This is a genomic window from Pedobacter soli (assembly GCF_900101435.1).
Classification (GTDB): domain Bacteria; phylum Bacteroidota; class Bacteroidia; order Sphingobacteriales; family Sphingobacteriaceae; genus Pedobacter; species Pedobacter soli.
In genome coordinates this window covers 527,576-553,150 of record NZ_FMZH01000001.1, presented here as the reverse complement: position 1 = coordinate 553,150, position 25,575 = coordinate 527,576, and the positions used below count along the sequence as shown (strand labels likewise).

Annotated in this window: 23 protein-coding genes and 1 riboswitch; of the genes, 11 read left to right on the top strand and 12 right to left on the bottom strand. The window is 40.9% G+C overall.

Annotation, left to right across the window (positions count from 1 at the left end):
• Nucleotides 1-35: 35 nt before the first annotated feature.
• From BLR37_RS02240 to BLR37_RS02230, 3 genes are all read right to left on the bottom strand, one after another.
• Entirely contained in the window at nt 36-1,079 is a 1,044-nt protein-coding gene (locus BLR37_RS02240; protein WP_090764010.1) for a histidine kinase, read from the bottom strand.
• Between the two features lie 111 nt (nt 1,080-1,190).
• Complete coding sequence (locus BLR37_RS02235) at nt 1,191-2,261, bottom strand: sensor histidine kinase (RefSeq protein WP_167356534.1); 1,071 nt, start codon at nt 2,259-2,261, stop codon at nt 1,191-1,193.
• A 299-nt stretch (nt 2,262-2,560) separates the two neighbouring features.
• Nucleotides 2,561-3,286: a LytR/AlgR family response regulator transcription factor gene (locus BLR37_RS02230; RefSeq protein ID WP_090764004.1), complete on the bottom strand. Its 726-nt coding sequence runs from the start codon at nt 3,284-3,286 to the stop codon at nt 2,561-2,563.
• Nucleotides 3,287-3,409: 123 nt separating this feature from the next.
• Here BLR37_RS02230 and BLR37_RS02225 point away from each other — a divergent pair, with 123 nt between their 5' ends.
• Nucleotides 3,410-3,634, top strand: a complete 225-nt coding sequence (locus BLR37_RS02225) for a cold-shock protein (RefSeq protein WP_090764001.1) — start codon at nt 3,410-3,412, stop codon at nt 3,632-3,634.
• A gap of 338 nt (nt 3,635-3,972) precedes the next feature.
• Nucleotides 3,973-4,470, top strand: a complete 498-nt coding sequence (locus BLR37_RS02220) for an anthrone oxygenase family protein (protein WP_090763998.1) — start codon at nt 3,973-3,975, stop codon at nt 4,468-4,470.
• A gap of 43 nt (nt 4,471-4,513) precedes the next feature.
• On the opposite strand, the gene BLR37_RS02215 is transcribed toward BLR37_RS02220, so the two are convergent.
• Genes BLR37_RS02215 through BLR37_RS02195 form a run of 5 tightly spaced genes read right to left on the bottom strand, consistent with a single transcriptional unit; the run spans nt 4,514 to nt 9,976 of the window.
• The gene (locus BLR37_RS02215) at nt 4,514-4,966 is read right to left on the bottom strand and encodes an L-rhamnose mutarotase (protein WP_090763995.1); all 453 of its coding nucleotides are present in this window, start codon (nt 4,964-4,966) and stop codon (nt 4,514-4,516) included.
• A 9-nt stretch (nt 4,967-4,975) separates the two neighbouring features.
• The gene (locus tag BLR37_RS02210) at nt 4,976-6,283 is read right to left on the bottom strand and encodes an alpha-L-fucosidase (RefSeq protein ID WP_090763991.1); all 1,308 of its coding nucleotides are present in this window, start codon (nt 6,281-6,283) and stop codon (nt 4,976-4,978) included.
• Nucleotides 6,284-6,328: 45 nt separating this feature from the next.
• Entirely contained in the window at nt 6,329-7,975 is a 1,647-nt protein-coding gene (locus BLR37_RS02205; RefSeq protein WP_090763988.1) for a sodium:solute symporter, read from the bottom strand.
• Nucleotides 7,976-7,981: 6 nt separating this feature from the next.
• On the bottom strand, nt 7,982-9,202 hold the full coding sequence (locus BLR37_RS02200) for an enolase C-terminal domain-like protein (RefSeq protein ID WP_090763985.1): 1,221 nt from the start codon (nt 9,200-9,202) through the stop codon (nt 7,982-7,984).
• 3 nt (nt 9,203-9,205) lie between these two features.
• Nucleotides 9,206-9,976, bottom strand: coding sequence for an SDR family NAD(P)-dependent oxidoreductase (locus tag BLR37_RS02195; protein WP_090763982.1), 771 nt, complete (start codon nt 9,974-9,976; stop codon nt 9,206-9,208).
• A gap of 258 nt (nt 9,977-10,234) precedes the next feature.
• Between BLR37_RS02195 and BLR37_RS02190 the strand changes: the two genes are divergently transcribed.
• Nucleotides 10,235-11,113, top strand: coding sequence for an AraC family transcriptional regulator (locus BLR37_RS02190; RefSeq protein ID WP_039476542.1), 879 nt, complete (start codon nt 10,235-10,237; stop codon nt 11,111-11,113).
• A 26-nt stretch (nt 11,114-11,139) separates the two neighbouring features.
• Here BLR37_RS02190 and BLR37_RS02185 read toward each other — a convergent pair whose 3' ends face one another.
• The gene (locus tag BLR37_RS02185; protein ID WP_090763979.1) at nt 11,140-12,411 is read right to left on the bottom strand and encodes a peroxiredoxin family protein; all 1,272 of its coding nucleotides are present in this window, start codon (nt 12,409-12,411) and stop codon (nt 11,140-11,142) included.
• Between the two features lie 137 nt (nt 12,412-12,548).
• A riboswitch (SAM riboswitch) is annotated at nt 12,549-12,655 on the top strand.
• Between the two features lie 312 nt (nt 12,656-12,967).
• Here BLR37_RS02185 and BLR37_RS02180 point away from each other — a divergent pair.
• Both BLR37_RS02180 and BLR37_RS02175 read left to right on the top strand, forming a co-directional pair.
• Nucleotides 12,968-16,132: a SusC/RagA family TonB-linked outer membrane protein gene (locus tag BLR37_RS02180; protein ID WP_090763976.1), complete on the top strand. Its 3,165-nt coding sequence runs from the start codon at nt 12,968-12,970 to the stop codon at nt 16,130-16,132.
• Nucleotides 16,133-16,143: 11 nt separating this feature from the next.
• A complete protein-coding gene (locus BLR37_RS02175) occupies nt 16,144-17,577 on the top strand; it encodes a SusD/RagB family nutrient-binding outer membrane lipoprotein (protein ID WP_090764853.1) in 1,434 nt (477 codons plus the stop codon).
• Nucleotides 17,578-17,805: 228 nt separating this feature from the next.
• Here BLR37_RS02175 and BLR37_RS02170 read toward each other — a convergent pair whose 3' ends face one another.
• Nucleotides 17,806-18,006: a hypothetical protein gene (locus tag BLR37_RS02170; RefSeq protein ID WP_090764851.1), complete on the bottom strand. Its 201-nt coding sequence runs from the start codon at nt 18,004-18,006 to the stop codon at nt 17,806-17,808.
• Nucleotides 18,007-18,679: 673 nt separating this feature from the next.
• On the opposite strand from BLR37_RS02170, the gene BLR37_RS02165 reads away from it, so the two are divergent.
• The 4 genes from BLR37_RS02165 (at nt 18,680) to BLR37_RS02155 (ending at nt 20,489) form a co-directional block, all read left to right on the top strand.
• Nucleotides 18,680-19,492: a DUF1223 domain-containing protein gene (locus tag BLR37_RS02165; protein ID WP_090763973.1), complete on the top strand. Its 813-nt coding sequence runs from the start codon at nt 18,680-18,682 to the stop codon at nt 19,490-19,492.
• A gap of 11 nt (nt 19,493-19,503) precedes the next feature.
• Nucleotides 19,504-19,677, top strand: coding sequence for a hypothetical protein (locus BLR37_RS25205; RefSeq protein WP_167356533.1), 174 nt, complete (start codon nt 19,504-19,506; stop codon nt 19,675-19,677).
• A gap of 125 nt (nt 19,678-19,802) precedes the next feature.
• The gene (locus BLR37_RS02160) at nt 19,803-20,249 is read left to right on the top strand and encodes an organic hydroperoxide resistance protein (protein ID WP_208599583.1); all 447 of its coding nucleotides are present in this window, start codon (nt 19,803-19,805) and stop codon (nt 20,247-20,249) included.
• Nucleotides 20,250-20,303: 54 nt separating this feature from the next.
• The gene (locus tag BLR37_RS02155; RefSeq protein ID WP_090763970.1) at nt 20,304-20,489 is read left to right on the top strand and encodes a hypothetical protein; all 186 of its coding nucleotides are present in this window, start codon (nt 20,304-20,306) and stop codon (nt 20,487-20,489) included.
• Here BLR37_RS02155 and BLR37_RS02150 read toward each other — a convergent pair whose 3' ends face one another.
• Nucleotides 20,490-21,251 (bottom strand): LytR/AlgR family response regulator transcription factor, encoded by a 762-nt coding sequence (locus BLR37_RS02150; RefSeq protein ID WP_090763968.1) that lies wholly within the window; start codon nt 21,249-21,251, stop codon nt 20,490-20,492.
• On the bottom strand, nt 21,232-22,251 hold the full coding sequence (locus tag BLR37_RS02145; protein WP_090763965.1) for a sensor histidine kinase: 1,020 nt from the start codon (nt 22,249-22,251) through the stop codon (nt 21,232-21,234). The genes BLR37_RS02150 and BLR37_RS02145 overlap by 20 nt, the downstream gene beginning before the upstream one ends.
• Nucleotides 22,252-22,568: 317 nt before the next feature.
• Between BLR37_RS02145 and BLR37_RS02140 the strand changes: the two genes are divergently transcribed.
• The gene (locus BLR37_RS02140; protein WP_090763963.1) at nt 22,569-23,591 is read left to right on the top strand and encodes a GntR family transcriptional regulator; all 1,023 of its coding nucleotides are present in this window, start codon (nt 22,569-22,571) and stop codon (nt 23,589-23,591) included.
• A 10-nt stretch (nt 23,592-23,601) separates the two neighbouring features.
• Entirely contained in the window at nt 23,602-25,194 is a 1,593-nt protein-coding gene (locus BLR37_RS02135) for a solute:sodium symporter family transporter (protein ID WP_090763960.1), read from the top strand.
• Nucleotides 25,195-25,575 lie beyond the last annotated feature (381 nt).

Below are 25,575 nucleotides of genomic sequence, written 5' to 3'. Positions count from 1 at the left end.
ACCGGAGCACATGAGTTCCGGTACTTTTTTGCATACTAGACCTGGTGATTAACCGCCAGATCTTGCTGTTGATTATCGAAAGCTGTGGCAAGCGCTTTCTCGCAGATGGCAATAGAAAGGCAATAAAAACCATCTTCATCCATAAAAGCATTCATTTCGGCACCATTACCATAGGTGTAATCTAATCGGGTACGGATATTGTCTAAGCCTGACCCAAAACCAATATTGCTTTTAACCAGTCCGGGCAGATTTCTGCTTTCAATTCTTAACATCCCATCAACCAGATAAACATCAATTGTTGCTTTGTTATCCTGATCAAAAAGGTGCCCGTGCTTAAACATATTTTCGAGTAGGGTTAACAATACCAGCGGAATTAACCTGATTTCTAAAACATCGGGCGAGAAAGCCACCTCAATAAAAACCTGTCCCTGGGTAAGCTGATGAAGTTTAATCAGGTTCTGGCATTGTGTTATTTCGTCGCTCAGTTTTACATAACCTTCGTTGTGCTCGGTCGCGGCAGCAAAACGCATCATATCCGAAAGGTAAACCATAACCTGCGCATCTTCGGGCGAGTGTTGTCTTATTTTCTGGTGAATAACTTCAAAGGTATTAAAGAGCAGGTGCGGGTTAATCTGTGCCTTCAAGAATGCATTTTTAGCCATTACCAGCTCTTTGTCCATTCTTTCTTTATCAATCAGCATTTGGAAACGTAGCTTTTCAATACGTTGTTTTTCGGCTTTTTCGCTTAAGTAACGTTTTAAGAAGAAATAGCTCGTCGAAAAAATCATAAAGTAACAACCTCTATAAATTAACTTGGTTAATCTTATTTTAAATTCGGGCAGAGGACCAGGCATTATATTGGTAAAGGCATTGAGCATATTGTCGAGGCCTAAAACAAACAGTACATACACGAAGATTTCGATGGCAACAAATAAGATAACTTTCCAGAACGATCGATTAGGAAAGGCAGTAGCTTTTTCTAATAACCATACATTTATATAAAATAAAAATATATTGATTGGGTAATGAATTACAAAATTGGCAAACTTCCCGGCAGCTTTACCAAAGGAAAGTACCATAATAGTTTCCCATGTAATAAATATTAACCAAACTATAAGATGAACCCTATAGTTAACTAACCAATGCTTAAAATTGTTGCTTTTCAAATCTAAACTATTTATTATGTCCGCTTAATATTTAGCATCCGCATACTTCATTTGTTCGTCAAATGAATTGGTTAATGCACTTTCTTCAATCGAAATAGACAAGCAATAAAAACCATCCTCATCAATAAAACTTTCCATTAGGCTGTTGCTGCCATAGGTATAATCTAATCTGGTTCTTATGTTGTCAAGTCCAGAACCAAATCCAACATTGCTTTTTATCAAGCCCGGCAGGTTTCGGCTTTCTATTTTTAATACACTATCTATTATATAAATATCAACCGTTGCTTTATAGTATGGATCTGAAAGCTGGCCATGTTTAAACATATTTTCGACAATGGTTAATAACACAAGAGGGATTAACCTAATTTCTAAGACATCAGGAGAATAGGCAAATTCAATGTAGACCTGTTGTTGGTTAAACTCATGTAATTTGATTAAATTCTTGCACTGCGTAATTTCATCATGAAGTTTAATATAATCGTGGTTATGCTCAGTATTAGCAGCAAAACGCATCATATCTGATAAATGGATCATGATCTGCGCATCTGCGGGATCGTGTTGCCTTATTTTTTGATGGATAAATTCGAAAGTATTGAAAAGTAAGTGCGGATTGATCTGGGCTTTAAGAAAGGCATTTTTTGACATCGCCAGTTCTTTGTCTGCTTTTTCTTTTTCAATAAGCATTTGAAAACGTTGCTTTTCAATACGTTCCTTCTCCGATTTTTCTCCTATGTAGCGCTTTAAAAAGAAATAACCGGTAGAAAACAACATGAACATTAAACCTCTGGAAGAAAGCCTTAAAATTCTTGTTTCAAACTCGGGCATTTGAATTGTTATGATATCGGTGTAAGCAAGAAGTAGGTTGTCTAACCAAAAAACCACAATTACATACATAGAAATTTCGGCCAATACCAGTGTGGCTACTTTTAAACCGACATTACGCGGAAAAATCGCTGCCTTCTCCAATAACCAGGTATGCACATAAAAGAGAAAAATATTCACCAGATAATGTATGGCATAATTGCTGAATGTTCCAATATAGCCAGAAAAAATGCCAACAAGGATAGACTCCCAGAAAATAAATACTGCCCACATTACAAGATGAGGTTTGTATTGTATTAACAAGTTTCCTATGTGGTTATTTTTCCAATTTATCCTATCTGCCATGATAATCTTACCATCTATATAATACTTACTGTTACAGGGTGTTTTCGACGCTAGTTTTCGAAAAAAGACAATATGAAAACACCAAAATTAATCCGGAGAACATTATTTAAATTTAAAAAAAACACTTTCACTAACGGTAGCTTACAAGCCTATTCCGATCCGACAACGGCAAACACTACTTCTACCTCTGGCATAGCTTTGCCTTAATTTCTAATTATCAGCAGCCGTTATTTTTTGCGGCTGCTGATAATTAGTTTATCTGTAAAAAACGCTTTAAAATCGTTATAATAAATATCACCAACGGTAAAACTGGTGTGGTTGCTGAGCGTAATCCGTGTGCCATCAATATGCAAAATATGATCGATGGCAATAATGTAACCCCTGTGCAACTGTATAAAGCCCTTTTTAATACTCAGCTGCTCTTTTACATCTTTTAAGCTGAGGTAGGCAATAATTACCTTGTCGTTAGTGTGTATTTTAATGTAATTGTGAAAACTTTCAAAACAAATGATATCAGTATAGCGTACCATTACCGCCTTATGATCTTCCGATTTATTTTTAACCAGGAAATAAGCTTCTTCGCTACCCGTTTCCATTTCTTCGCCGAAAAGCCTGTTTAAAGTAAGGGCAAACTTGGCATAACCATAGGGCTTCAATAAATAAGCATCGGCATCGGCTTCAAAAGCTTCAAAAGCATATTCGGTATGCGAAGTGGTAAAAATCAGTTTCCTGGTTTTTGCGCGTACAGCTTTAGAAAGTTCGAGGCCCGAAATCTGCGGCATTTGAATGTCCATAAAGATCACATCAACCTGATCTAACTTCTTCAGTTCCCTTAAAGCCGTTAGCGGGTCGGTGTAACTCCCTATTAATCTCATATTGGGTGTTTCCTCTATGTATTTTTCCAGTCCCGCAATCGAGCTCTGCTGGTCATCTATAGCTATACACTTAATCATCTCCTAATCTAGCATTTGTATATATAACGAAATTACACCTTTTCATCACGAAAATCTAACTATTCATACAGTTTTCTTTCAGAATGTATTAAAGTTGACTAAATTATTGTAAAAACATGCCTTATGATTTATACAGGAGTGGTTAAGTGGTACAATCCGGTCCGTGGGTTCGGATTTATCGCTGCTGAGGGCTGCACAGAAATGATTTATGCAGATAATCAGCAGTTAAAAGGGCTATTTAAGCCTTTATTGGAGGTAGGAACAAAGGTTAAGTTTAACCTGGAAAAAGGAAATGTTGGTTGCCGTGCTACCGATATTGTGGTAATCGCAGCAGAGGTCAACCCGTAATTGCACCGATCCATAACGAAAACAAACCGATCTATGTAACCTGGTTTGCAATATGGATTACGAATGCGACCTTCGGGATGTATTGTAATAAATAAAGAAATTTAGTTGTTCAAAGCAATATCTTCCCGTTCAGTTTAATACATCTACCTATACCTGTCTTCATCAAATTAACGCTCTTCCATATCTAAATTAACGCTCTTAATTAGATATGGTATTTGCAGATTTTTTTCCCTTCGCGTTTCCTTATTTAGTAATCCCTCCCGGAATTGAACAGGCTTTTTAGTCAAAATTGTTTAAATTCGAATAACTTCAACTATCTGCTATTTAAAAAACACTTTATGACTATGAAAACCCTGGTGCTCTTGCTCAGTACCGTTTCTACAGCACTTATTGGCGGCCTTTTTTATGCTTATTCTTGCTCGGTTTTACCCGGCCTTACCCGATTATCTGATCTTTCTTTTTTACAAGCCATGCAAGCGATTAACCGCGCCATTTTGAACCCGCTGTTTTTTATCAGCTTTATGGGTACTTTGATATTGTTACCCATTTGTACCTGGTTTTTTTATGAGAAGAATCCATCTTTAACTTTTTATTTACTCCTGGCAGCTACGCTGTTGTATGCCGGCGGTGTTTTTCTGGTTACCATGGTGGGTAATGTGCCTTTAAATGATCTTTTAGATGGTGCCAGTTTAGAGAAAATGAGTGCTAGCGAATTAAGTGCGTTGCGGAATAAATTCGAGCCTGCCTGGGGTATGTTCCACCGCATCAGGACCATTATTTCGTGTATTTGTATTGCTATTGTGGCTTATACGGCCCTAATAAGTCGAACACCTTAATAAAAACCGGGCATGATTCTGCATCATGCTCCGGTTTTATCTTTTAATTTTGATGAAAAACCTCTTCCATACTGCTCCAGGTTTCATTTTTGGCGGCAGCATCGGGTAATGGAAGCTGGGTTGGTGCAGTTTCTTTCCACCAACGCTGGGTAGTGGTATCTGCAGCCATCTTTTTCATGTCGGCTTCAAAATCTTTTCCGGTATATTCGAAGTAGCTAAAGAGGTAAAACTTGTGGTCAATCTCTTTTAAATAAATAGAATAATTGTGGATATTACATTCCGTTATTTTTCGCTGTACACCCGGCCAAACCGCTGCATGCAGTTTTTTGTAATAAGCAATCTGATCTGGCTTTAGGCCGGTTACAGCGCCAAAACGTTTTACATTTTTTGGTGTTTCAACCGCTGTAGCCGTTTCCGTTTTACTGCTCTGGTTGCAGGCTGTAAGCAACAGTAAACCTGCTGAAATAATCAAAAATCCCTTTTTAAAATTTTTCATAGCCAATCTTTAATCAATAACTGCTGTTTTTTCAATATCACCATCCATTTCTATCGCAATAACATATTGTAAAGCTCCTGACTGGGTTTTAGGCAGGTTGATTTTAAAATCTGATGTACCTGGCTCAACCGAAACTTTGTCTCCGCCTAAAACATAGGCTTTTAGCGGTTTTCGCCCTGTAATATTTTTTAAGCTAATGGCACCGGCATCGGTTTTAAGCACATGGACAAAAAGTTTATTCCCTTTTCGGGTAGTTGCATAAGCATCAGTAGGTTGATATGGGCCACCCAAATTACCGTATACCGCTTCGCCATTGATTTTTAGCCACTGGCCAATTTCTTTAAGGCGTGTAATTTGACGGGCTTCAATGCGACCATCGGGCATAGGGCCTACATTTAGCAACAAGTTTCCGTTACCGCCAGCTGTTTTGGAAAGAATGGCTAAACATTCTTTCAGCGATTTCATTTTATCGTTAGGTTTCCAGGCCCATTGGTTACAAATGGTAAAACAACTTTCCCAGGGGGTATCCATGTTTAAACGGCCAACGGTTTGCTCGGGGGTATCATAATCGCCAACCATTTTCGAATGATCAATTTTTTTATTTTCCATTGCTGCAAATTCTTTACCCAGCCGATTATTAATAATTACATCGGGTTTTAAGCCTTTAAGATAACTGTATAAATCCCTGCCCATTTCATCTGTCCAGGGTTTTTCCCACTGGCCATCAAACCAAAGCATGTATGGATCGTAATTGGTAATTAATTCTTTTAGCTGGTTTTTCATGTAGATGATGTATTTGCCCATATCTGCTTTCGGGTCGATGGTTTGGCTGGCAGAAGAATGAATGGGGTAATCGGGGTGATACCAATCCAGTACCGAATAGTAGATACAGAATTTGATGCCTTGTTTTTTACAGGCTTCGTTTAAAGCACCCACAATATCTTTTTTATAAGGAGTATGGGCAATGTCGTATTCTGTAAATTTCGAAGGCCATAAACAAAAACCATCGTGGTGGCGGGCGGTAATGGTCAGGTATTTCATGCCTGCATCTTTAGCCGTTTTTACAATGGCATCGGCATTAAACAGGGTAGGATCGAACTCTTTGTACAGGTTATCGTAGTCACTTTTCTCAACCTGTTTGTCTCTCGACCAGCCAATTTCGGTTCCGCGCAAACTTACCGGTCCCCAGTGGATAAACATGCCGAAGCGTTTGTCCATAAAATCTTTCATTACAGCCGGGTTTGTTTTGGTTTGTGCAATGGCCAGGTTGCTCAGCAGGCCAAACAGCAGGAGATAAATAAATTTGGTGTGTTTCATGTGGTTTATATTTGGTTGTTGTTATCAATTTATTTAGGTTTCAAATTACCTGAAGGTCCAGTACAATAAGGCCATAATGCCCAGAAGCAAAGCTGATAAGGTTTTGTAGTTGCCAATGCCACTCCAGCCTTTAACTTGCAGGGGCTCCCAAAACGATTTCCAGTAGAGTTTGTTACTTTCTGCCGTGTGCTGAACAGGATAGAGGTACGAGAACCCGATCTGCATAAGCATACAGGCGCAGAAAAGGTAAAAAGCCATCATCATGAAAGGAATCTGACCGATGAGGGTTTCGGAATTGAGCTTATTGATGGCAAAAACAGCAACGCCGAGTAGCGAACCCAGCCATAAAGTATATTGAGCCGATTTTGCTGAAGCTTTTTTCCAGAAAACACCCAGTAAAAATACACAGGTAATAGGAGGAGCAATGTGGGCAATTACATCGTTTATCCCTTCAAACAAACTGGTGTATTGGTTAAGTAAGGGCAATAATGCTAACGAAACCATTAAAGCAATTGCAGCCGATAGCCGACCTACCGTTACCAGTTTGACATCGCTGGTATCTGGTCGGTATCTTTTGTAAAGATCAAAACTACTCAGTGTAGCAATTGAGTTTAATGCACCGGCAATCTGGCTCATTAAACCCGATAATAAGGCTGCGACTAATATCCCTACCAAACCTTTGGGTAGCAATTGGGTAATCATGAGCGTGTAAATGCCTTTGGTATTTAAGGTTGTACCATTTGCTCCGGCTTGCTGTAGGCTGCTTAAATCTATAGCATTGGTTTTATACAATACGTAGGCAAATAAGCCGGGCAAAACGAAAATAAAAACGGGTAAAATTTTAATGAAACCGCAAAAAAGTGCGCCGGCTTTGGCGTGGTTTTCGTCTTTTGCACCTAAAGCGCGTTGTACTATGGTTTGATCGGCACACCAGTACCAGATGCCCAGAATGGGATAACCTAAAAATACAGCCACCCATGATAATCCGCTTTTATCGCCAACAGGCCTGATCATACTTAATTTGTCAGTTGCCTGATTGTTTTGCAACACCGTGGTTAAATGATCCCAGCTACCCACTTTGTTCCAGGCGAAATAGGTGATAATCAGCGCACCCGCAATCAACACCACACTTTGGATAGATTCGGTAACCACTACCGCACGTAAACCGCCAATAATGGTATAGAGGCCTGTAAGTGCAGCGATAATTACAATACTGGTGTACATGTTAATGCCAAAAAGGGTTTCGAGCACAATACCACCTGCCAGAAAAGAAAAGGCAATGTGGATGATAATGGCCGAAATAATGGAAACAAAAGCTAGCCAATCGCGACAGGCTTTATTGTAGCGCCTTTCTAAAAAATCGGGTAGGGTAGTTACGCCAGAGCGTATGTAGAAAGGAATGAAAAATAAAGCCAGCAAAATGAGGGTAAAGGCAGCCATCCATTCGAAATTACCGTTAAGCAAACCGCTATCGAAACCACTTTGGGCCAAACTTACCAAATGCAAACACGAAATATTGGTTGCAAAAAGTGCCAGGCCAATCATGGGCCATTTCAGGGTTTTACCTGCCAGAAAGTAATCGTTAGATGAACTTTCGGTCTTTTCCTTTTTGCGGCGCCCGCTCCATAAGCCTATGGTTACAATAAACAGAACGTAGGCAATGGTAATAACAATATCTATAGTACTAATCATAAGCTGTTATTTTAAATCGCAACTCGATCCTGCTTCCTGAGGGGTAACATACACGCCGTTTTCAATTTTAATCGGATTTACGAAATGTGCTTTAAGGTGCGGAATATGTTCTAAAAATAAGGCTTCGTGCCCCATGGCAATGTGATTAAACAATACCAGGTGTTGGTGCAGCTGGCCCATATCGCCAACATGTGGCACTACCGGGACACCATATTTTTTAGCCATTAAACTAATAGTGATAAACTCACTTACGCCACCAACGCGTACGGCATCTACCTGTGCAAAGCCCGCGCAGCCGGTTTGCAGATAGTTTTTAAAGATAATGCGGTTTGGTACGTGTTCGCCGAGGGCCAGTTTGATGGGGGCAATGGTTTTGGCCAGGGTTTGGTGGGCCAAAACATCATCGGGATGTGTGGGTTCTTCTACCCAATAAGGATTCATGTTTTTGAGTTCGTTACAAATCGAAATCGCCTGAGGTAAAGTCCATTGTTGGTTGGCATCGAGCATTACTTTTGAAGTTTCGCCAGCCACCTCGCGCACAATATTGGCCCTGCGGATATCTCTTTGTGGATCTGCTGAGCCTACCTTTAATTTCATTGCAGTAAAACCATTGTCGATGGCTTTTTTGCAATTTTCGCGTACTTTTTCATCATCGTAATTAAACCAGCCCACCGAGGTGTCGTAGCCGGCGTAACCGCTAGCTAAAATACCCTCTCTGCTTTTCTTCGAATCTACATGAGCCTGTAAGAGCTCAATGGCTTCTGCTTTGGTTAATATATCTTCCAGGTAGGATAAATCGAGGGTGTTTACAATTTGTTCGGGGGTTAAATCAATCAGCAACTTCCAAAGTGGTACGCCACGTTTCTTCGCCCATAAATCGTAACAGGCATTGGTTACAGCGGCTAAACCCAAATGTACCACGCCTTTATGCGGCCCTAACCAGCGGAATTGCTGCTCATTGGATAAGGTTTTAAAAGTCTGACCAAAATCGGCCATCAGTTCTTCAATATCGTTTCCTTTTATTTTATCGGCATAAAATGATGCTGCTTTACAAACCAGGTCATTCCCTTCGCCCAGGGTAAAAGCCAAACCATTTCCGGTAAGGCCACTTTCATCGCCCAGTTGGGCAACAGCATACGAGTATAGCGGATCTTTATGTATGGCATCGCTACCAGCACCGGTAGCCAGTTCAAATCTTTTGTCGAGGATATTAATTTTGTTGATCATATTTTAAATAATGGTTCTGTAGCCTAATTCTGCACCACCGCTTACGGGCAAAATAGTGCCTGTTATAAATCGCGCGGCATCGCTCAATAGAAACACACAGGCATCGGCAATTACATCGCCATTGGGCATGTTACCCAAAGGTTGCAATTGGTTAAGATATTGTGTTAAATCTGCTTTATTGGGTTGTTCGTTGCTCCACGCCTGTAATGTTGGCGTGTTTATGGCAGCAGGCGAAACGGCATTTACCCGTACCTGAAAGGGAGCATAATCTAACGCCATGGCTTTGGTTAAGGCGTTTACTGCACCTTTGGTGGCTACATAAGCCGCATGGTTATCCTGCCCAATGCTGCCCACCAGCGAACTGGTACTGAGTATGCTTCCTTTTGTGGCTTTTAAATGTTGTAGTCCGTGACGGGTGGTGAATAAAATACTTTTCAGGTTAATGTTCATGAGCAAATCCCATTCGTCATCGCTGGTTTGGTCTAAAGGTTTGGAAGGACTGGCTATAGCCGCATTGTTGTGGATGGCATCTAAACGGTTATATTTGGCAATCACAGTTTCGATAGCAGCCTTTACCTCTGCTTCCCGGCTTACATCGCATTGGATAAAGGTACCGGGCTTAGCCAGCTCGCTTAATTTTTGAGCTGCAATGGGATTTTTATCGGCTATGCAAACTATCGCGCCTGCATTGCTGTAAGCTTTGGCACATTCCCAGCCAATACCATTAGCACCACCTGTTAGCAGGATCACTTTTTGGTGTAAATTTTGGTTCATTTTATATTTTTAATTTAATCTGCTCCGCTTAAGGATAGATTTTATTGATTTGGTTAGTATAGGTAATTACTCAAAGTTAGGCGGATGAAAACCTAAATTCTAAAGCTCTGTTTGCTAAATTTGATGTTATTTTAGCAAGTATTAAGGTTTTTTTTGTTTTATTTTGATAATGTAGCGTATATTTGATCAAAGCCTGATACCACCACCTGAGCGTGATATGGGCCTGTAACCAAATATAAATGATATAAAAATACGCCTATGAAACCGGTTTTTGCCAAAATACTGGAAGGTTTGGATAACGAAGTTTTTAAAACGAAGGTAATAGACCAGCCTTATTTTTCTACTGCTTTTCATTTCCATGTCGAATGCCAGATTACTTATATGGTAGAGAGTGAGGGGAAGCGGATTATTGGCGATAGCATTGAAAATTTCGAAAAAGGCGAACTGATCCTGCTTGGATCTAATATCCCGCATGTGTGGTACAACAGCGAAGCTTACTTTGACGATAAGGTAAACCAGAAACACGCCCGCTCTATATCGGTATTTTTTAATCCGGATAAGCTGGTTGGCTTGCTGGAGCAACTGGGCAATATGCAGAAAATGAAAACCGTGTTGCAGATTGCCGGCAGGGGAATGAAATTTTATGGAGAAACCAAATCGCAGTTAAAAAAACTACTGGTGCAGTTGGTTAAAGAAGAAGAAGATTTCCCGAAAATGATCTCGCTCTTTAAAATACTCGAGGTATTGAGTCATACCAAAGAATACCATTTACTGGCAAGTCAGGGCTATACCAATACCTACCAGTTAAAAGATAACGACAGGATGGATAAGGTATTTAAATATGTATTTGAAAATTTTGCTACCGATATGCAGCTGGATGATGTGGCCGCACTGATTAACATGAATAAACAGGCTTTTTGCCGCTATTTTAAAAGTCGTACCCAAAAAACCTTTGTTGAGTTTGTAAACGAAGTACGCATTGGCCATGCCTGCAAGCTGATTACCGATGGCGAAAGGCAAATCGGTAACCTGGCTTACGAATGTGGTTTTAACAGCCTTTCTAATTTTAACCGTTTTTTTAAAGAAGCAAAAGGGGTAACCCCGCGCGATTATAAAAAGATGGTGGCTACAGCTTAGTGGCCCGACAAAGGTTTAAGCTATGCTTATTTCTTTAATAAGCTGTTAATCTCGTCGTTAAATTCTTTCTTAAATTCATCGTAGAACTTTCCGGTAGCCGGACCATTAAAACCGGTATGGATTTGTGCTACATTGCCTTGTTTATCGATAATAATGGTTGTTGGAAACGATAAAAATGAATCTAAGGCGGGTAATGATTCAGAAACTACCTGTTTATCGGCAGTACCGGCAATCACCTGATCGTATTCAATACCGAAACGCTCACGGAAACGGCTCATTACTTTTTTAGCATATTCGGGCTCGGTAGAGCGTTCGTAATGTAGCGCAATAACTTCTACACCGCGTTTTTGGTTAGCTTTATACCATGGGGCAATAAAGGTAGCTTCATCTACACAATTAGGGCACCAGCTGCCTGTAATGGTTAAAATAACCACCTTATTTTTATACTTGTCGTCTTTAAGCGAAATCTTTTTACCATTTACATCCGGAAAGCTAAAATCGAGGGTTTTGTAGCCCGGTTTGAGGTAGGTAAGTTTATAGGCATCGGGTAGGGTAGCATTGGCATTTTTAACCCCTGTAAAGGGCTGACTTCCCCTGGAACCTAAAATCTCACCGCTTAAGGTACCATCAGGTTGAAATGTACCTTTGTAGTAAGCTGGAGAGGAGCCAATAAAACTCGATAATTGAAACTGGTTACCTTCTACTACGCCTTCCAGGAAGCGCGAATCGCCGGTTACGCGTAAAAAAGTGCCGGTAAGTTTGTTGCCGGTTTGCTTAAATAAACCTACTGTTTTTTCTTCTTTGCCGGTTGGCGATTTAAAAACCACATCGTAGCTGCCCGAATAATCAGCAGTTGCGGGTTTACCGCTGGTTTCGAAACGGTAGTTTTTGCGTTCGGCTACAATAGCTAAAGGTTTGCCAGCCTGCCCTTGTTTTCTTAAGGTACCTGTTAACTGGTCGCCGGTTATGGCAAAGGCAAGTTCATTATCAAACTGATCCAGTTTTACAAAAAGCGAATCGGCGGTTTGTTTCACCAGGCCGCCTTCAAAGCTTTCTTCGGCATTGCGGAAATATAATTTCTGCTGACCACTTTTTTCGTTGATTTCGAAATTGAAAGGAATTTCGAGCCCTTCTTTTACCTGGGCTACTGCGCGCCAGCTGCCCAATGCAACAAAAGCATGCTGTTTTTCTTTTCCGGTCTTTGCGGTGTTATGGTTTGCAAATACGGTTTCATCTTGTGCAAAGGTTATAGAGGTTGATATGGCCAAAACGGCTGTGAAAATGGATTTCAAATTCATGGGGATGTATTTTAATCGACTAAATTAGTCGACAAATATACGGCTCATATCTGGCAAGAAAAAATATTTGATAAAATAAATATAAAAACTATAGGATTACTAGATTTAATTATACCTTTGCCTCAGTTATTTTAAAATGCTTATCAAGAAAGGCGGAGGGAATGGCCCTGTGAAACCTTAGCAACCAGCTAAATTTTAGAAATGGTGCTAATTCCATCCCGGATGAATCCGGGCTAGTTAAGTCGGCAGTTTGCGTTATCCTTATTCATATGGAGCACTTCTGACTTTGGTAGAGGTGCTTTTTTTGTGCCAGGCTTTTTTAGGTTAACTTATTTATTAAAGATCATTTCCAGATGAAAAAAAGACAAGTACTAAAATCTATTTATTTAAACCAAACGGCGTATTTCCGAATGCGCATGCCCTGTTAAGATGCATTCATTTTAACGGGCTTCCAAGCTAACCAATCCTTTCCTGTTTCAACAAAACGCGGTTTATAGCCGTGGTGGAAAAGTATTGCCCAAATTATTATCCCTATTAACTAATTATTACACACAACATGTTCAAGAAAATTAAATCAATAGCCTTTATTTTGCTGCTCTTTACGGCGCAGCAGCTACTGGCGCAAAATGTGGTAGTTACCGGTACGGTAAAATCGGCTGATGGCGAAACACTGCCCGGCGTTTCTGTTTTGATCAAAGAAACCAAACAGACCACCATTACCGATGGCAAGGGCGCTTTTAGTATTAATGCACCCGAAAAAAATACCCTCGTGTTCTCATATATCGGTTTTAAAACACAAGAGATACAAATCAGTAAAAACGGACCAATTTCGGTAATCCTTCAATCGAGCGATAATGCCCTTGATGAAGTTGTGGTTACTGCTCTCGGCATTTCGAGGGAGAAAAAATCACTTGGTTATGCCGTTCAGGAATTGAAAGGCGATCGGGTGGCCGAAGCCAAAGAATCGAACCTGGTTAATGCGCTTGCGGGTAAAATTGCCGGTGTTCGGGTAACTAATAGTCAGGGAAGCATGGGTTCCTCGCGCGTGGTTATCAGGGGCGAAACTTCTATCGCAGGTAATAACCAGCCCTTATTTGTGGTAGATGGTATTCCGGTAGATAACTCGCAGTTAAACTCAGCCGGTGCCAGAGATTATGCCAATACCATTTCGGATATTAATCCGGAGGATATTGAATCGATGAGTGTATTAAAAGGGCCAAATGCAGCAGCTTTATACGGTTCCCGCGCTGCAGCAGGGGTAATCATCATCAAAACCAAAACCGGTAAATCGAAAAAAGGATTAGGTATTGCTGTGAACTCGAATGCTGTTTTAGAAACATTGCTTACCCTTCCGGTATATCAAAATGCTTTTGGTCAGGGTTCTGAAGGTAAGTTTAGCTATGTAGATGGTGCTGGTAAAGGTTTAAATGATGGGGTAGATGAGAGCTGGGGACCTAAACTGGATGGTCGTTTAATTCCGCAGTTTTTCTCGAAAGGTGTGGCCGTTCCTTTCGAGGCGCACCCTGATAATGTGCGCGATTTTTTCCAGACCGGTTATTCGTTAAACAACGGGGTATCTGTGGCTGATGCCGGCGAAAAATACGATTACAGAATTTCTTACAACAATTTAAAACAGGTGGGTATTGTACCTAACTCAGGGCAGGGTAAAAATTCGTTTGTGTTGAATACCAGCCTTAAAATCACCCCAGAATTAACTTTAACTGCTAATGCCAATTACAGCAAACTGAATTCTGATAACCTGCCGGGAACAGGTGGTTCGCGTTCTACTAGCACCATGTTGCAGTTTACCTGGTTTGGCCGTCAGGTTGATATTAACCAGCTTAAAAATTATCTGGATGAGAATGGAAAAACGTTTAACTGGAACAACAGCTATTACAGCAATCCATATTGGGTAGCTTATGAGAATACGGTATCGCAAAACCGGAACCGCATTATTGGTAGTTTAGCCCTGAATTATAAAATTATTGACGGACTGGATTTAAATTTCAGATCGGGAACAGATTATTATAACGACAGGCGTAAAGTGCGCATCGCCTACGGTACCAACGGAACGCCATTTGGCTCATATACCGAAAGTGCATTTACGGTTAACGAAAACAATACCGACGCAACTTTAAACTTTAACAAACAGCTGAATGATGATTTTAGCCTCGAGTTATTGGGTGGGGGGAATATCCGCAGGCAATATATCGAGCAAAACGATCAAAGTGCACCTAAACTGGCGATTGCCGGATTGTATACGCTCAAAAACTCGCGCGATCCTTTGGTATCATCCAATAACCTGTCGCGCTTAAAATCGTATAGTATATATGCATCGGGACAACTGGGTTTCAGAAATTACCTTTTTGCCAACATTACTGCCCGTAACGATTGGTCATCTACCTTGCCTGCGCAGAACAGATCGTATTTTTATCCTTCGTTTAACGGAAGTTTTGTAGCAACAGAAGCCTTTGATATTAAAAGTGAAGCCCTTAACTACCTAAAAGTACGTGGCGGTTGGTCTAAAGTAGGTAAAGATGCAGATCCTTACCGCTTAATTAATACGTATGTTTTCGGTGCGCCATTTTATGGAAATCCACAGCTTACAACGGGAGCTATCGATCTGAATCCTAACCTGAAACCCGAAACCACCACTTCTACCGAATTGGGTGTTGAGGCCGTATTCTTTAACAAAAGGTTGCGTTTCGATTTAAGTGCTTACAATACCAATAGTTACAACCAGATTTTGGCAGCCGATGTAAGTCAGAGTACTGGTTTCAGTTCTAAATTGCTTAACGCAGGAAAAATCAATAACAAAGGTATTGAAGCGCAATTGGGCATTACGCCGGTTAAAAAAGCCTTTACATGGGATGTTGATTTCAATTTTGCAGCAAACAGGAGCAGGGTAATTGAACTCGATGCCGAAAAATTGCTGACCAATTATGTAGTTGCTTCTAACTCGGCGCAAGTAATTGCAACCGTAGGCCAACCTTACGGTTCGTTATTTGGCACCGCGTTTTTAAGAGATGGCAACGGAAATATCATTGTAAATGCTACGGGTGCACCTGCCACTAACCCTACCAAGCAAGTACTGGGTAAATATACGCCAGATTGGATTGGTGGCGTGTATAATACCTTTACTTACAAGGGTATTAGTTTAGGCGTATTGGTTGATGCCAGTATTGGAGGTTCTATTTATAACGGTACTTATGCCACAGGTACCTATACCGGTGTTTTAGCTTCTACTTTGCCGGGTAGGGCAGCCGAATATGGCGGCATTTCATATTATTATCCGGGCAACGATAAAACAAAAGGAACCGTGCGCTTAAACGGAGCTGCTCCGGCAGGCGAAACCGTGTACGATGACGGGATTATTTTTGATGGCGTAACGGCCGATGGCAAACGTAACGACAAGATATTACCAGCCCAGCAGTATTACAAATCATTCAGAAATATCGATGAAGCCAATATTTTCAGTGCTTCTTATGTTAAGCTCCGCGAAGTGAAACTCAGCTATAACCTGCCTGCCAAATGGTTGCGTCCGCTAAGTTTACAGGGCGTATCGGTATCGCTGGTTGGCCGTAACCTGTGGATTATTCACCGCAATACCGTTGATATTGATCCCGAAGTGGCTTTTAATACCGGGAATGGTCAGGGATTGGAAAGCCTTTCTAACCCAAGTACCCGCAGTTATGGTATTAACCTGAATGTTAAATTTTAATTATGCCCATCATGAAAAATAATAAACTCTATATACTGGCCTTTTTGGTCCTTGCATTTTCATCCTGCAAAAAGGAGCTCGATGAGATCAATATTAACCCGAATGCACCTGAGGTTGCGCAACCTGATTATTTACTTACCGGAACTACCAAAACCACGGTTGATACCTATTGGGGCGTAACCAACAACATGAATTCGAGCTTACTTTTTGCCCAGCAGTGGGCTAAAGTGCAGTACACCGAAGAAGATCGATTTATCTTCTCTAACAGCAGCTTTACTGCGCTGTGGTCTACCGGTTATGCGCAAAGTATTGCAGGTTTTAATAAAATTATCGAGCAGGGGGATGCTCAAGGCAATCCGAACTATAAAGGTGTAGGTTTGGTGTTGCGTTCGTGGGTGTTTTTATTGCTTACCGATGCTTATGGCGATATACCCTATTCGCAGGCCGGAAAAATTAAACAATTCGTTACACCGGTTTACGATAAACAAAAAGATGTGTATTATGGCATTTTAAGCGATTTGAAAGCTGCGCAGGCAGCACTTGATCCTGCTTCAAAAGCCATTGCCGGCGATGTAATATATGGTAATAACATCGCATCGTGGAAGAAATTTACCAATGCACTACGATTACGCATTGCCTTACGTATTGCGGATAAGGATGCAACCAAAGCGAAACAGGTTATTGATGAATTACAGGCAGAAGGAGGAGCTTACATTAGCAGTAATGCAGAAAATGCGCAATTAAAGTACGATGTCTCGCCTCAGCAAAATCCCGTTGCAGCGTCGTTCGAAACGCGGAACGATTACCGGATCAGCAAAACCATAGTAGACAAACTTTTTGCCCTAAACGATCCGAGATTACCAGTTTATGCCAGCAAAACGGAAAATACTACGCCGCAAACTTATGTTGGTATTCCCAATGGGTCTACCAACTCAGAGGCAAGTGCTATAGGTTTGGCCAATTCATCAAAACCAGGCACTTATTTTCTCGATGCCAAAGCACCTGCAGTAATTTTTAGTTATGCCGAATTACTTTTCGATCGCGCTGAAGCTGCTGCGCGTGGTTTTACAACCGAAAATGCCGAAGATTTATATAAACAAGCCATCCGGGCATCATTTGCGCAATACAACCTCAGCGGAACAGCAGTTGATACTTATATCAATCAAGCCACAGTACAATATGACGCTGCGAACTTTAAAAAATCTATCGGCGAGCAAAAATGGATTGCCTTATTTGGTCAGGGGTTGGAAGCCTGGGCAGAGCAACGCAGGTTGGATTATCCACAGTTAACCGCTTCTGTAAATACCGTGTTAAGTGGTAAAATCCCGGTACGTTTTATTTATCCCGGCACTGAGCAATCGCTAAACGGCCAAAATTATAAAAATGCGGTAAGCAGTCAGGGTGCCGATTTATTAACCACCAAACTGTGGTTTGATGCTTTTTAATGCTGTGGTACCATGCCATTAAGTTAAAAACGATTAACCACGGATGCACACAGATGAACATGGATTATATCTGTGTGCATCCTTTTTATCTGTGGTTTAAAGTGCTGTCAGATGTTACCATCTGATACTTATCAAAAAAAAGTCCCGGTTTTTAATCGGGACTTTTTGTTTTTTTAACGATCAAAGAAAAAGGTAAACCTGTTCAGGTTCCTTTCTTTTTACCGGTATTCATCTGGCCAAATCTTCGGCTGCATTGCTAAGCCTCGATTTCAGATCCTGAGTGTAATCTTTTGCTTTATCTGCCCATTGAGGGGCTTTGTTCATTAAATCGTCTACTATCGATTGGCCCGTAATAGGGTCTTTCTTGGTAATATATTTCACGCCTGCATAAACCGCGGCACCAATAATTGCTGTTTTTAAAATTCCCATGTCGTTTTTCTTTTGTTTTTTAGTTAAACATTTTGTGGTAGTTAAAAGTTTTAGACAGCTTAACCTTCCTGTTGTTACACCAGCGGTTCCCATCTTTAAGTTAAAACGAAAAAAGTTACGGTTTATTGAATTGCGTTATTCTTGTCTTCCTTTGAAGGAGGCAGGGGGATGAATAGAGTGGTATTGATATTATGGTGTAACAGGAGAGATGCTGAAACACCCGTCCGACCAGCCAGGCGGAAGTTCAGCATGACGGCGGGGGATGCCGGGATAATCTTGTCCCCCTTCGAAGGGGGCAGGGGGATGAACTGAGTGGCATTGAGATTATGGTACAACAGGAGAGATGTTGAAACAAGTTCAGCATGACGGCGGGGATGCCGGGTTAATCTCGTCCCCCTTTGAAGGGGGCAGGGGGATGAATAGAGTGGTATTGATATTATGGTGTAACAGGAGAGATGCTGAAACAAGTTCAGCATGACGGCAGGGGGATGCCGGGTTAATCTTGTCCCCCTTCGAAGGGGGTAGGGGGATGAATTTGATAGCCTCCAAATGTACTTGTCCATTTCAATCCCTCCATTTCCTATTTCAAGTTTGATTACGTCCGGTTAACCCGTTTTCTGCTCTTCCAGGGGCGTTTTTTGAAATAATTTTGAGCAACAAAAAACACAATATTATGAAAACAACAAAAATTTTATGGTTAGCAAATTTCTTCCTCGTTATTACCCTTTCCATTACGGCTTTCGCAGCTATGTATAAAGCTCCATTAAAAAATACCCCTGTTAGCAAGCCCGGAAAAGGCTTTGCCGTGGTCGAATTATTTACTTCAGAAGGTTGCTCGAGCTGCCCGCCTGCCGATGAACTGATGGCTAAACTGGAAAAAGAATCGGCCGGAAAAGATTTGTTTGTACTTGCTTATCATGTCGATTATTTCGACCGCTTAGGCTGGAAAGACACCTTTGGTAATCCCGAATATGCTAAAAGACAGGCAAAATATGGCCAGTGGTTGGGCTTGCCACAAATTTATACACCGCAGGTTATTGTTAATGGTGCAAACGAATTTATTGGCTCGGAAGAAGGCAGTATCCGCAATGCCATTTCAACCCAGTTGGGTACACAATCAACGGCAGAAGTTAAGCTTCAATGGCACCAAACCGGGCAGAATTTTAAAGTGCATTATCAAACATCTGGCGCAACAAAAGGCAGTAACCTGTTAATCGCAGTAGTGCAAAAAGCGGCCAGTATCCGGGTAGCACGAGGCGAAAACGAAGGCAGAACCCTCTCGCACGTGCAGATTGTACGCCAGTTACAAACTCAAAAGCTTAGTGCCGATGGAACTGGAGCAGTTTCCCTTTCATTACCAAAAGGCTACAATGAAAAAGACTGGGAAATTATTGGTTTGCTCCAAAATCAAAACAGCGGACAACTTGTGGCTGCTACAAAAGCGACCAGGTTTGAACAAAATGCTGATAACACCTTACATCACTAATAATTACCATTATGGAAAATACACCACAAAAAAGGCACAGCAAATTTATGCTGACACTCGCTTCAATGCTCTCCATGTTATTTCTGCTTACTCCACCATTCGAAAGAAATGTACAACAGTGCGAAATGGTGCTGGAAATATCCAGGAAAAAGAAAAATGGCCTCCTGTTGGATGGAGAAAAGTAAACCCAAAAAACTCAAGCCTATAAATGTCCGGCTCAGCAGTTAATCTGTCCAGGTCGCCGGATTAAGGTCGTTTAATCACTCATCAGACAATAATTTTGAATAACAAATTTAAAAAACACAATAAAATGGAAAATAATCAAAACGGAAACCCAACTGTGGCTTCAAACAAAAAAGTACTCTATACAGGCAAAACACACACTACTGGTGGCAGAGATGGCAACGCAAAAAGTAATGATGGGAAATTAGAAATCGCACTTTCTTCGCCAGGTTCGAACGGTAAAGGCACCAACCCCGAACAGCTGTTTGCGGCAGGCTGGTCGGCATGTTTTATCGGTGCAATTGGTTTGGCTGCGGCAAAACACAAAATTACACTTCCTGCCGGTTTAGCAGTTGATGCAGAGGTTGATCTTTGCGTAACTGATGGTGCTTACAGTTTGCAAGCCAGGTTAAATGTGAGCTTACCTGGTTTATCGACAGAGGAAGCCAGATTGTTAACCGATACTGCACATCAAACCTGTCCGTACTCAAAAGCCACTAAAGGCAATATCCCGGTCGAAATTAACTTAGTATAACATTTTAACCGCGGAGGGAGACGTTTAAATCTGCCTCCGCTTTTTTATCAGAAGATGATCAATTTAACTTTAAACCCCGATGTTACCTTATGCTGCATGGCGGCATTATCGGTTGTAATGTTCGATATCTGCAACAGGCAAAGGAGCCTCCCGTTGCCCATAATTGCCAATGAAACCAGCGAACAAAAGGAAGTTCGGGAGGAAATCAGGCATATTCTGGAGCAGCAGTTTTCTAAATAATTACCTGTTCTCCAGCCAGTTTAAAAAAGCAGTAGTTTTTTCTTTTCCAATCAGCAATTTTTCGGGTGAGGGAATGACCAGTTTAACAAATAGTTTACGATCGAAATAGTGCTCTACTTCTTTAATGGCACTAAAATTAACAATGTACTGGCGGTTGAGTCTGAAAAACTGCAAAGCCGAAAGCTGCCCTTGTATGGTATCCATCGATTGGTTCAGGGTATATTCTTCCTCTTTCAACGTCATAATGGTAGGCGATTCGTTGCGGATGTAAAAAAACGCAATCTGCTCAGTGGGTACTGTAGTGTACTTATTGTGTTTAAATACCAGAAAACTCTTTTTGCTCTCATTTGGGCCAATCCTTTTCAGTAGTTCATCCATATCGGGTAACTGGTTTTGCTGAAAGAAATTCTGAAACTGATCTACCTTTTCAAAGGCCTTCTCCAAATCCTCCTGCGAAAAAGGTTTCAGCAGGTAATCAATACCATTCGCTTTAATGGCATCCATGGCATACTCGCCATAAGCGGTACAAAAAATTACCGGACAACTGATTTTTACCGATTGAAAAATTTCAAACGAAAGGCCGTCTGATAGCTGGATATCCATAAATATCAGGTCGGGATGCTCATTTTCAGTGAAATAGTGTATGGCATCGTCAATACTTTGCAGGTTGGCCACTACCTGTGCTTTCGGACGTATTTTATTAATGAGGCTGGCTAAAGACTTCGCGGCCTTCAACTCGTCTTCAATGATGATAATCTTCATGTATAAGGGGAAGTTTTATACTAAAATGGGTGTCTGTTTTGGTAATAATAATCTCTTTGTTAAGTAAATGGCTGTAACGCTGATTAATGTTTTCGAGGCCAATTCCGGTTGATGCCTCAGGCGTGCGTTTGGGCTGGATTTTATTCTCTACCACAATAAAATCATCTTCAACATATAACTTAATGTGCAGGGGTTTGTATAGCGAAACCACGTTGTGTTTAATGCAGTTTTCGATCAAAAGCTGCAGGGTAAAAGGTGGAATGAGCGACTGCTGGTAGCTTTTATCAATATCAATGCTCAACTCGATACCTGCTTCGAAACGCGCTTTCAGTAAAAACAGGTAAGCGGCTAAAATATCGAGTTCTTCTGAAAGTTTTATGAGGTCATGTTTGCGGCTTTCGAGGGTAAAGCGGTAAAAATCAGAAAGTTTCAATATGAATTCTACGCTGTGCTTATCGCTGCTTTCAACCATGTATTTCAGCGTATTGAGGCTGTTGAACAGAAAATGCGGATTAACCTGTTGTTTAAGCAGCTCATACTGGGCACCCAGGTTATCGGCTTTGGTACGCTCGAGTTCGATCCCCACCTGCTGGTTTTGGTAATTTTGATAAAGCAGGTTCAGGAACATGTAAAAAGTGATGTTTACCAGAATTCCCCTTACTTCAAACATGAGCATTACCGGACCAAAATGAATGGAGCTGAGTAAATATTGCTGCAGGCATGACAGTAAAAACATTAACAATATCCCGAAGAAAAGTCCTTTAATGAGCCGCATCATTGAAAAACCGCTGGCTACGTCGCGCGAGGTGTAAGCTGGCAAGGTGAATACGTTGTAATACCAGATGAGTACGGCAAAAAGAAAGGTTACGGTTGCATCGGCAATGGCTTCGTAAACATTAAAGCGATGTTCGGCAATTTTGGGGATGGAGGTTAATACCCCCAGAAAAAAAGAACTCAGCCATATTACTTTATGTGGGATCTTAAATGTTTTCTTTTTCATGCGTTTCAAATATACTATAAAGTTTATCGTCTCGCTGAACTTATTGTGCATTGTCAGCTGTTACCATATGACAGATCCTTAGATTCCAATGGGATAAACTAAAAGTTGAAATTTAAATTCGTGTGCTGTCAGATGTTACCATCTGACAGATCTTTCGAGGAGATAAACTAAAAGTTAATATTTAGTAATGCCAGATGGTAACATCTGGCACCACGGCAAGGGGAATAGAATTAAAATTTATAGATAATCACCATTAAATTTTTATATTTCGAGCAAAATTACCCTAACTAAAACGATTACCAATCTCAAAACGCTGCATGAATAAGGAAAAACTGTTCAACGAAATCAAAGATTTAAGTATCATCAATGCTTTTTCGAAATACGAACAGTTGGTGCAGGGAATTATCAACAGTTTAAACCATAAATACATTGCCAAAGGCGATATTCTACCATCGGTTAACGAATTGATGCGCGAAACAGGCTATGCCAAAGAAACGATTGGGAAAGCCTACAAAGAGTTGATTAGCAGGGGGATTGTAGAGTCGAAAAACCGGAGAGGGTATTTTGTAGCGACCGACGATACCGAACAGCACCTGAAAGTATGCCTGTTGATTTATGCCTTCGATACCTTCCAGGAAACCTTTTATCAGAATTTCCGCAATCACCTAGGCGAAAACATCCAGGTTGATGTATACTTCCACCACAATAATTTCAATGTTTTCGAATCGATCATCAACAGTAATAAGGGCCAGTATGGTTTGTACGTAATTGCCCCGATTGAAAGTAACGAGGCCAAAGAAGTGCTGGAGCAATTGCCTAAAGAAAAGTTGCTGATTGTAGATCGTTACGTGGAGTTAAAAGGGGAGTATTCTTACATTGTACAGGAATTTGAAAACGCATCGTACAATGCTTTTTTAGAACTGGCACCGCGTATTAAGGAATTTGCTGAATTTGTTTTCTTTTTTAAACCTTCATCAGCCGAACCTAACGAGGTGCTGATCTCATTTAAGCGTTTTGTTAAGGAATTTAACATTAATGGGGTAATTAAAAACCATTACGAATCGGGAAGCATTGAGCCGGATAAGGTTTATTTTACCATCCACAATCTCGAACTGTGGGAAATGCTGAAAGATACCAAAGTAAAAGGCCTTAAAGTGGGCAAAGATTTGGGTATTCTTTCGCATAACGACGATAACGTGAAAGAGATTATTTTCGACGGAATTACCACGTTTTCAATCGACTTTGCCGAAATGGGACGTTTGGCTGCCGAATTTGTATTGAGCTTAAACCCGGTTAAGCATGTGATGGAGAATAAACTGATCCGAAGGAACTCACTTTAGCAGCAAAGGCGTGGGAACGACAGCAATTATCAGCTTCATTTTGTTTACGGTTCTGGCCGCAACAATTTCTTACTTTAAAACCCGCCATAGTCAACGCTCAACTGTTACCGGTTTTTTCTTTGCTAACAGGAGCAATGGTTTTATAATCATCGGGGCATCGCTGTTTTTCAGTAATATCAGCGCCAACCAGTTTATCGGCGAAAATGAATCGGTGTACATCAATAACATGTCGGTTATTGGCTGGGGCATTTCGTCTATCCTGGCCATGATTATCGTATCAGAATTTTTTATCCCCATATATTTTAAAACGGGTATTCGAACCATTCCTGATTTTTTAGAAAAGCGCTACGATCCGCAAACCAAAACACTGGTTTCGGTTATTTTTCTGTTTAGCTACATCATTAACCTCTTACCATCGGTGTTATATGGTGGGGCAGTGGCTTTCAGCAACCTGATCGATCTTTCTGGCCTGCACCTTTCTTATTGGGAAAGTATCTGGGTATTTGTATGGATTATGGGGCTAATTGGTTCCGTTTATACCATTCTGGGCGGATTTAAGGCCATCACCATTTCTGATACGGTGTTAAGCGCAGGCATGCTTATCTTAATTGTGGCACTGCCTTACTATGGTTTACGCTACCTTGGTCACGGCGATTTCTTCGGCGGACTTTCTACCGTACTCTCCACTAAAAAAGAACACCTCAATGCCATTGGGAACAGTAAGGATGCGGTGCCTTTTTCTACTTTGTTTACGGGGATGCTCATTATCAACCTGTACTATTGGGGAATGGAGCAATACATAATTCAGCAGGTACTGGCCGCCAGAAGTTTAGCTGATGGACAAAAAGGGATTGCTTTAACCTGTTTTGCCAAATTGCTTTGTCCTTTAATGATCAATATACCAGGCTTAATTGCTGTGCATTTGTACCCGGTTTTAACCAATACCAATCAGGTTTTTCCCTTGCTTATTAAAGATGTATTGCCGCCACTTTTAATGGGGCTCTCTGCCTGCGTGCTTTTTGGTGCAGCCATTACCACTTATAATGCCGGTTTAAACAGCTCGAGCACATTGTTCCTCCTTAATTTGTATAAGCCTTACATGGAGAAAAAGGGCAAACTATTATCTGATAAAAGCTTGTTGCGCACCGGCAGATTGTTTCAGATTTCAGTGTCGTTGTTTGCCATGGCATTTGCACCCTTTATTATTTTTTCCAGAAATGGTTTTTACGAGTACCTGCAAAAAATCAGTGCCATTTTTAGTTTGCCCATTTTTACCATCATTTTTATTGGCTTTATTACCAAAAAGATGCCGCCAATTGCCGCTAAAATCGGAATGCTGTTCTTTATTACCTGTTATGTACTGAGTGAATGGGTATTTTCTATTCAACTGCATTATCTCCACACGCTGGCCATCATTTTTATCATCACCATTTTACTAATGCTGGCTATTTCCAGATTGTATCCTAACCAAAATTCTTATACCCTGGTGCTCGATAACCAGATCGAGATCATTCCCTGGCGCAGCAGGCACTACTACCATGTGGTTTTAATTGCGCTGATGGCTTTGGTGTTTTTTATATTCTCTTCTTACATGCTGGCTTAAGGGATACCAGTTTTCAGTTAACAGTTGGCAGTTTTTAGTTATCAGTTGGCAATAACCAATGTTCAATAATCAATTATCAGACGGGATTTTTGCAGGTGGTAAGATTTGGGAAGCGGGTTAGACTAATGAACAAATGAACTGTTGAACTAATGACCAATATCCAATAATCAATTATTAGACTTGATTTGTGCAGGTGGTAAGATTTAGGAAGCGGGTTAGACTAATGAACAAATGAACTGTTGAACTAATAACCAATATCCAATTATCAATTATCAGACGTGATTTGTGCAGGTGGTAAGATTTAGGAAGCGGGTTAGACTAATGAACAAATGAACTGTTGAACTAATGACCAACATCCAATTATCAGACGGGATTTTTGCA

Bases quoted from the DNA above. Each gene is read 5' to 3' on its own strand.
- BLR37_RS02240 (WP_090764010.1), bottom strand. From the start codon at position 1,079: ATGGTACTTTCCTTTGGTAAAGCTGCCGGGAAGTTTGCCAATTTTGTA.
- BLR37_RS02235 (WP_167356534.1), bottom strand. From the start codon at position 2,261: ATGTGGGCAGTATTTATTTTCTGGGAGTCTATCCTTGTTGGCATTTTT.
- BLR37_RS02230 (WP_090764004.1), bottom strand. From the start codon at position 3,286: ATGATTAAGTGTATAGCTATAGATGACCAGCAGAGCTCGATTGCGGGA.
- BLR37_RS02225 (WP_090764001.1), top strand. From the start codon at position 3,410: ATGATTTATACAGGAGTGGTTAAGTGGTACAATCCGGTCCGTGGGTTC.
- BLR37_RS02220 (WP_090763998.1), top strand. From the start codon at position 3,973: ATGACTATGAAAACCCTGGTGCTCTTGCTCAGTACCGTTTCTACAGCA.
- BLR37_RS02215 (WP_090763995.1), bottom strand. From the start codon at position 4,966: ATGAAAAATTTTAAAAAGGGATTTTTGATTATTTCAGCAGGTTTACTG.
- BLR37_RS02210 (WP_090763991.1), bottom strand. From the start codon at position 6,283: ATGAAACACACCAAATTTATTTATCTCCTGCTGTTTGGCCTGCTGAGC.
- BLR37_RS02205 (WP_090763988.1), bottom strand. From the start codon at position 7,975: ATGATTAGTACTATAGATATTGTTATTACCATTGCCTACGTTCTGTTT.
- BLR37_RS02200 (WP_090763985.1), bottom strand. From the start codon at position 9,202: ATGATCAACAAAATTAATATCCTCGACAAAAGATTTGAACTGGCTACC.
- BLR37_RS02195 (WP_090763982.1), bottom strand. From the start codon at position 9,976: ATGAACCAAAATTTACACCAAAAAGTGATCCTGCTAACAGGTGGTGCT.
- BLR37_RS02190 (WP_039476542.1), top strand. From the start codon at position 10,235: ATGAAACCGGTTTTTGCCAAAATACTGGAAGGTTTGGATAACGAAGTT.
- BLR37_RS02185 (WP_090763979.1), bottom strand. From the start codon at position 12,411: ATGAATTTGAAATCCATTTTCACAGCCGTTTTGGCCATATCAACCTCT.
- BLR37_RS02180 (WP_090763976.1), top strand. From the start codon at position 12,968: ATGTTCAAGAAAATTAAATCAATAGCCTTTATTTTGCTGCTCTTTACG.
- BLR37_RS02175 (WP_090764853.1), top strand. From the start codon at position 16,144: ATGAAAAATAATAAACTCTATATACTGGCCTTTTTGGTCCTTGCATTT.
- BLR37_RS02170 (WP_090764851.1), bottom strand. From the start codon at position 18,006: ATGGGAATTTTAAAAACAGCAATTATTGGTGCCGCGGTTTATGCAGGC.
- BLR37_RS02165 (WP_090763973.1), top strand. From the start codon at position 18,680: ATGAAAACAACAAAAATTTTATGGTTAGCAAATTTCTTCCTCGTTATT.
- BLR37_RS25205 (WP_167356533.1), top strand. From the start codon at position 19,504: ATGGAAAATACACCACAAAAAAGGCACAGCAAATTTATGCTGACACTC.
- BLR37_RS02160 (WP_208599583.1), top strand. From the start codon at position 19,803: ATGGAAAATAATCAAAACGGAAACCCAACTGTGGCTTCAAACAAAAAA.
- BLR37_RS02155 (WP_090763970.1), top strand. From the start codon at position 20,304: ATGATCAATTTAACTTTAAACCCCGATGTTACCTTATGCTGCATGGCG.
- BLR37_RS02150 (WP_090763968.1), bottom strand. From the start codon at position 21,251: ATGAAGATTATCATCATTGAAGACGAGTTGAAGGCCGCGAAGTCTTTA.
- BLR37_RS02145 (WP_090763965.1), bottom strand. From the start codon at position 22,251: ATGAAAAAGAAAACATTTAAGATCCCACATAAAGTAATATGGCTGAGT.
- BLR37_RS02140 (WP_090763963.1), top strand. From the start codon at position 22,569: ATGAATAAGGAAAAACTGTTCAACGAAATCAAAGATTTAAGTATCATC.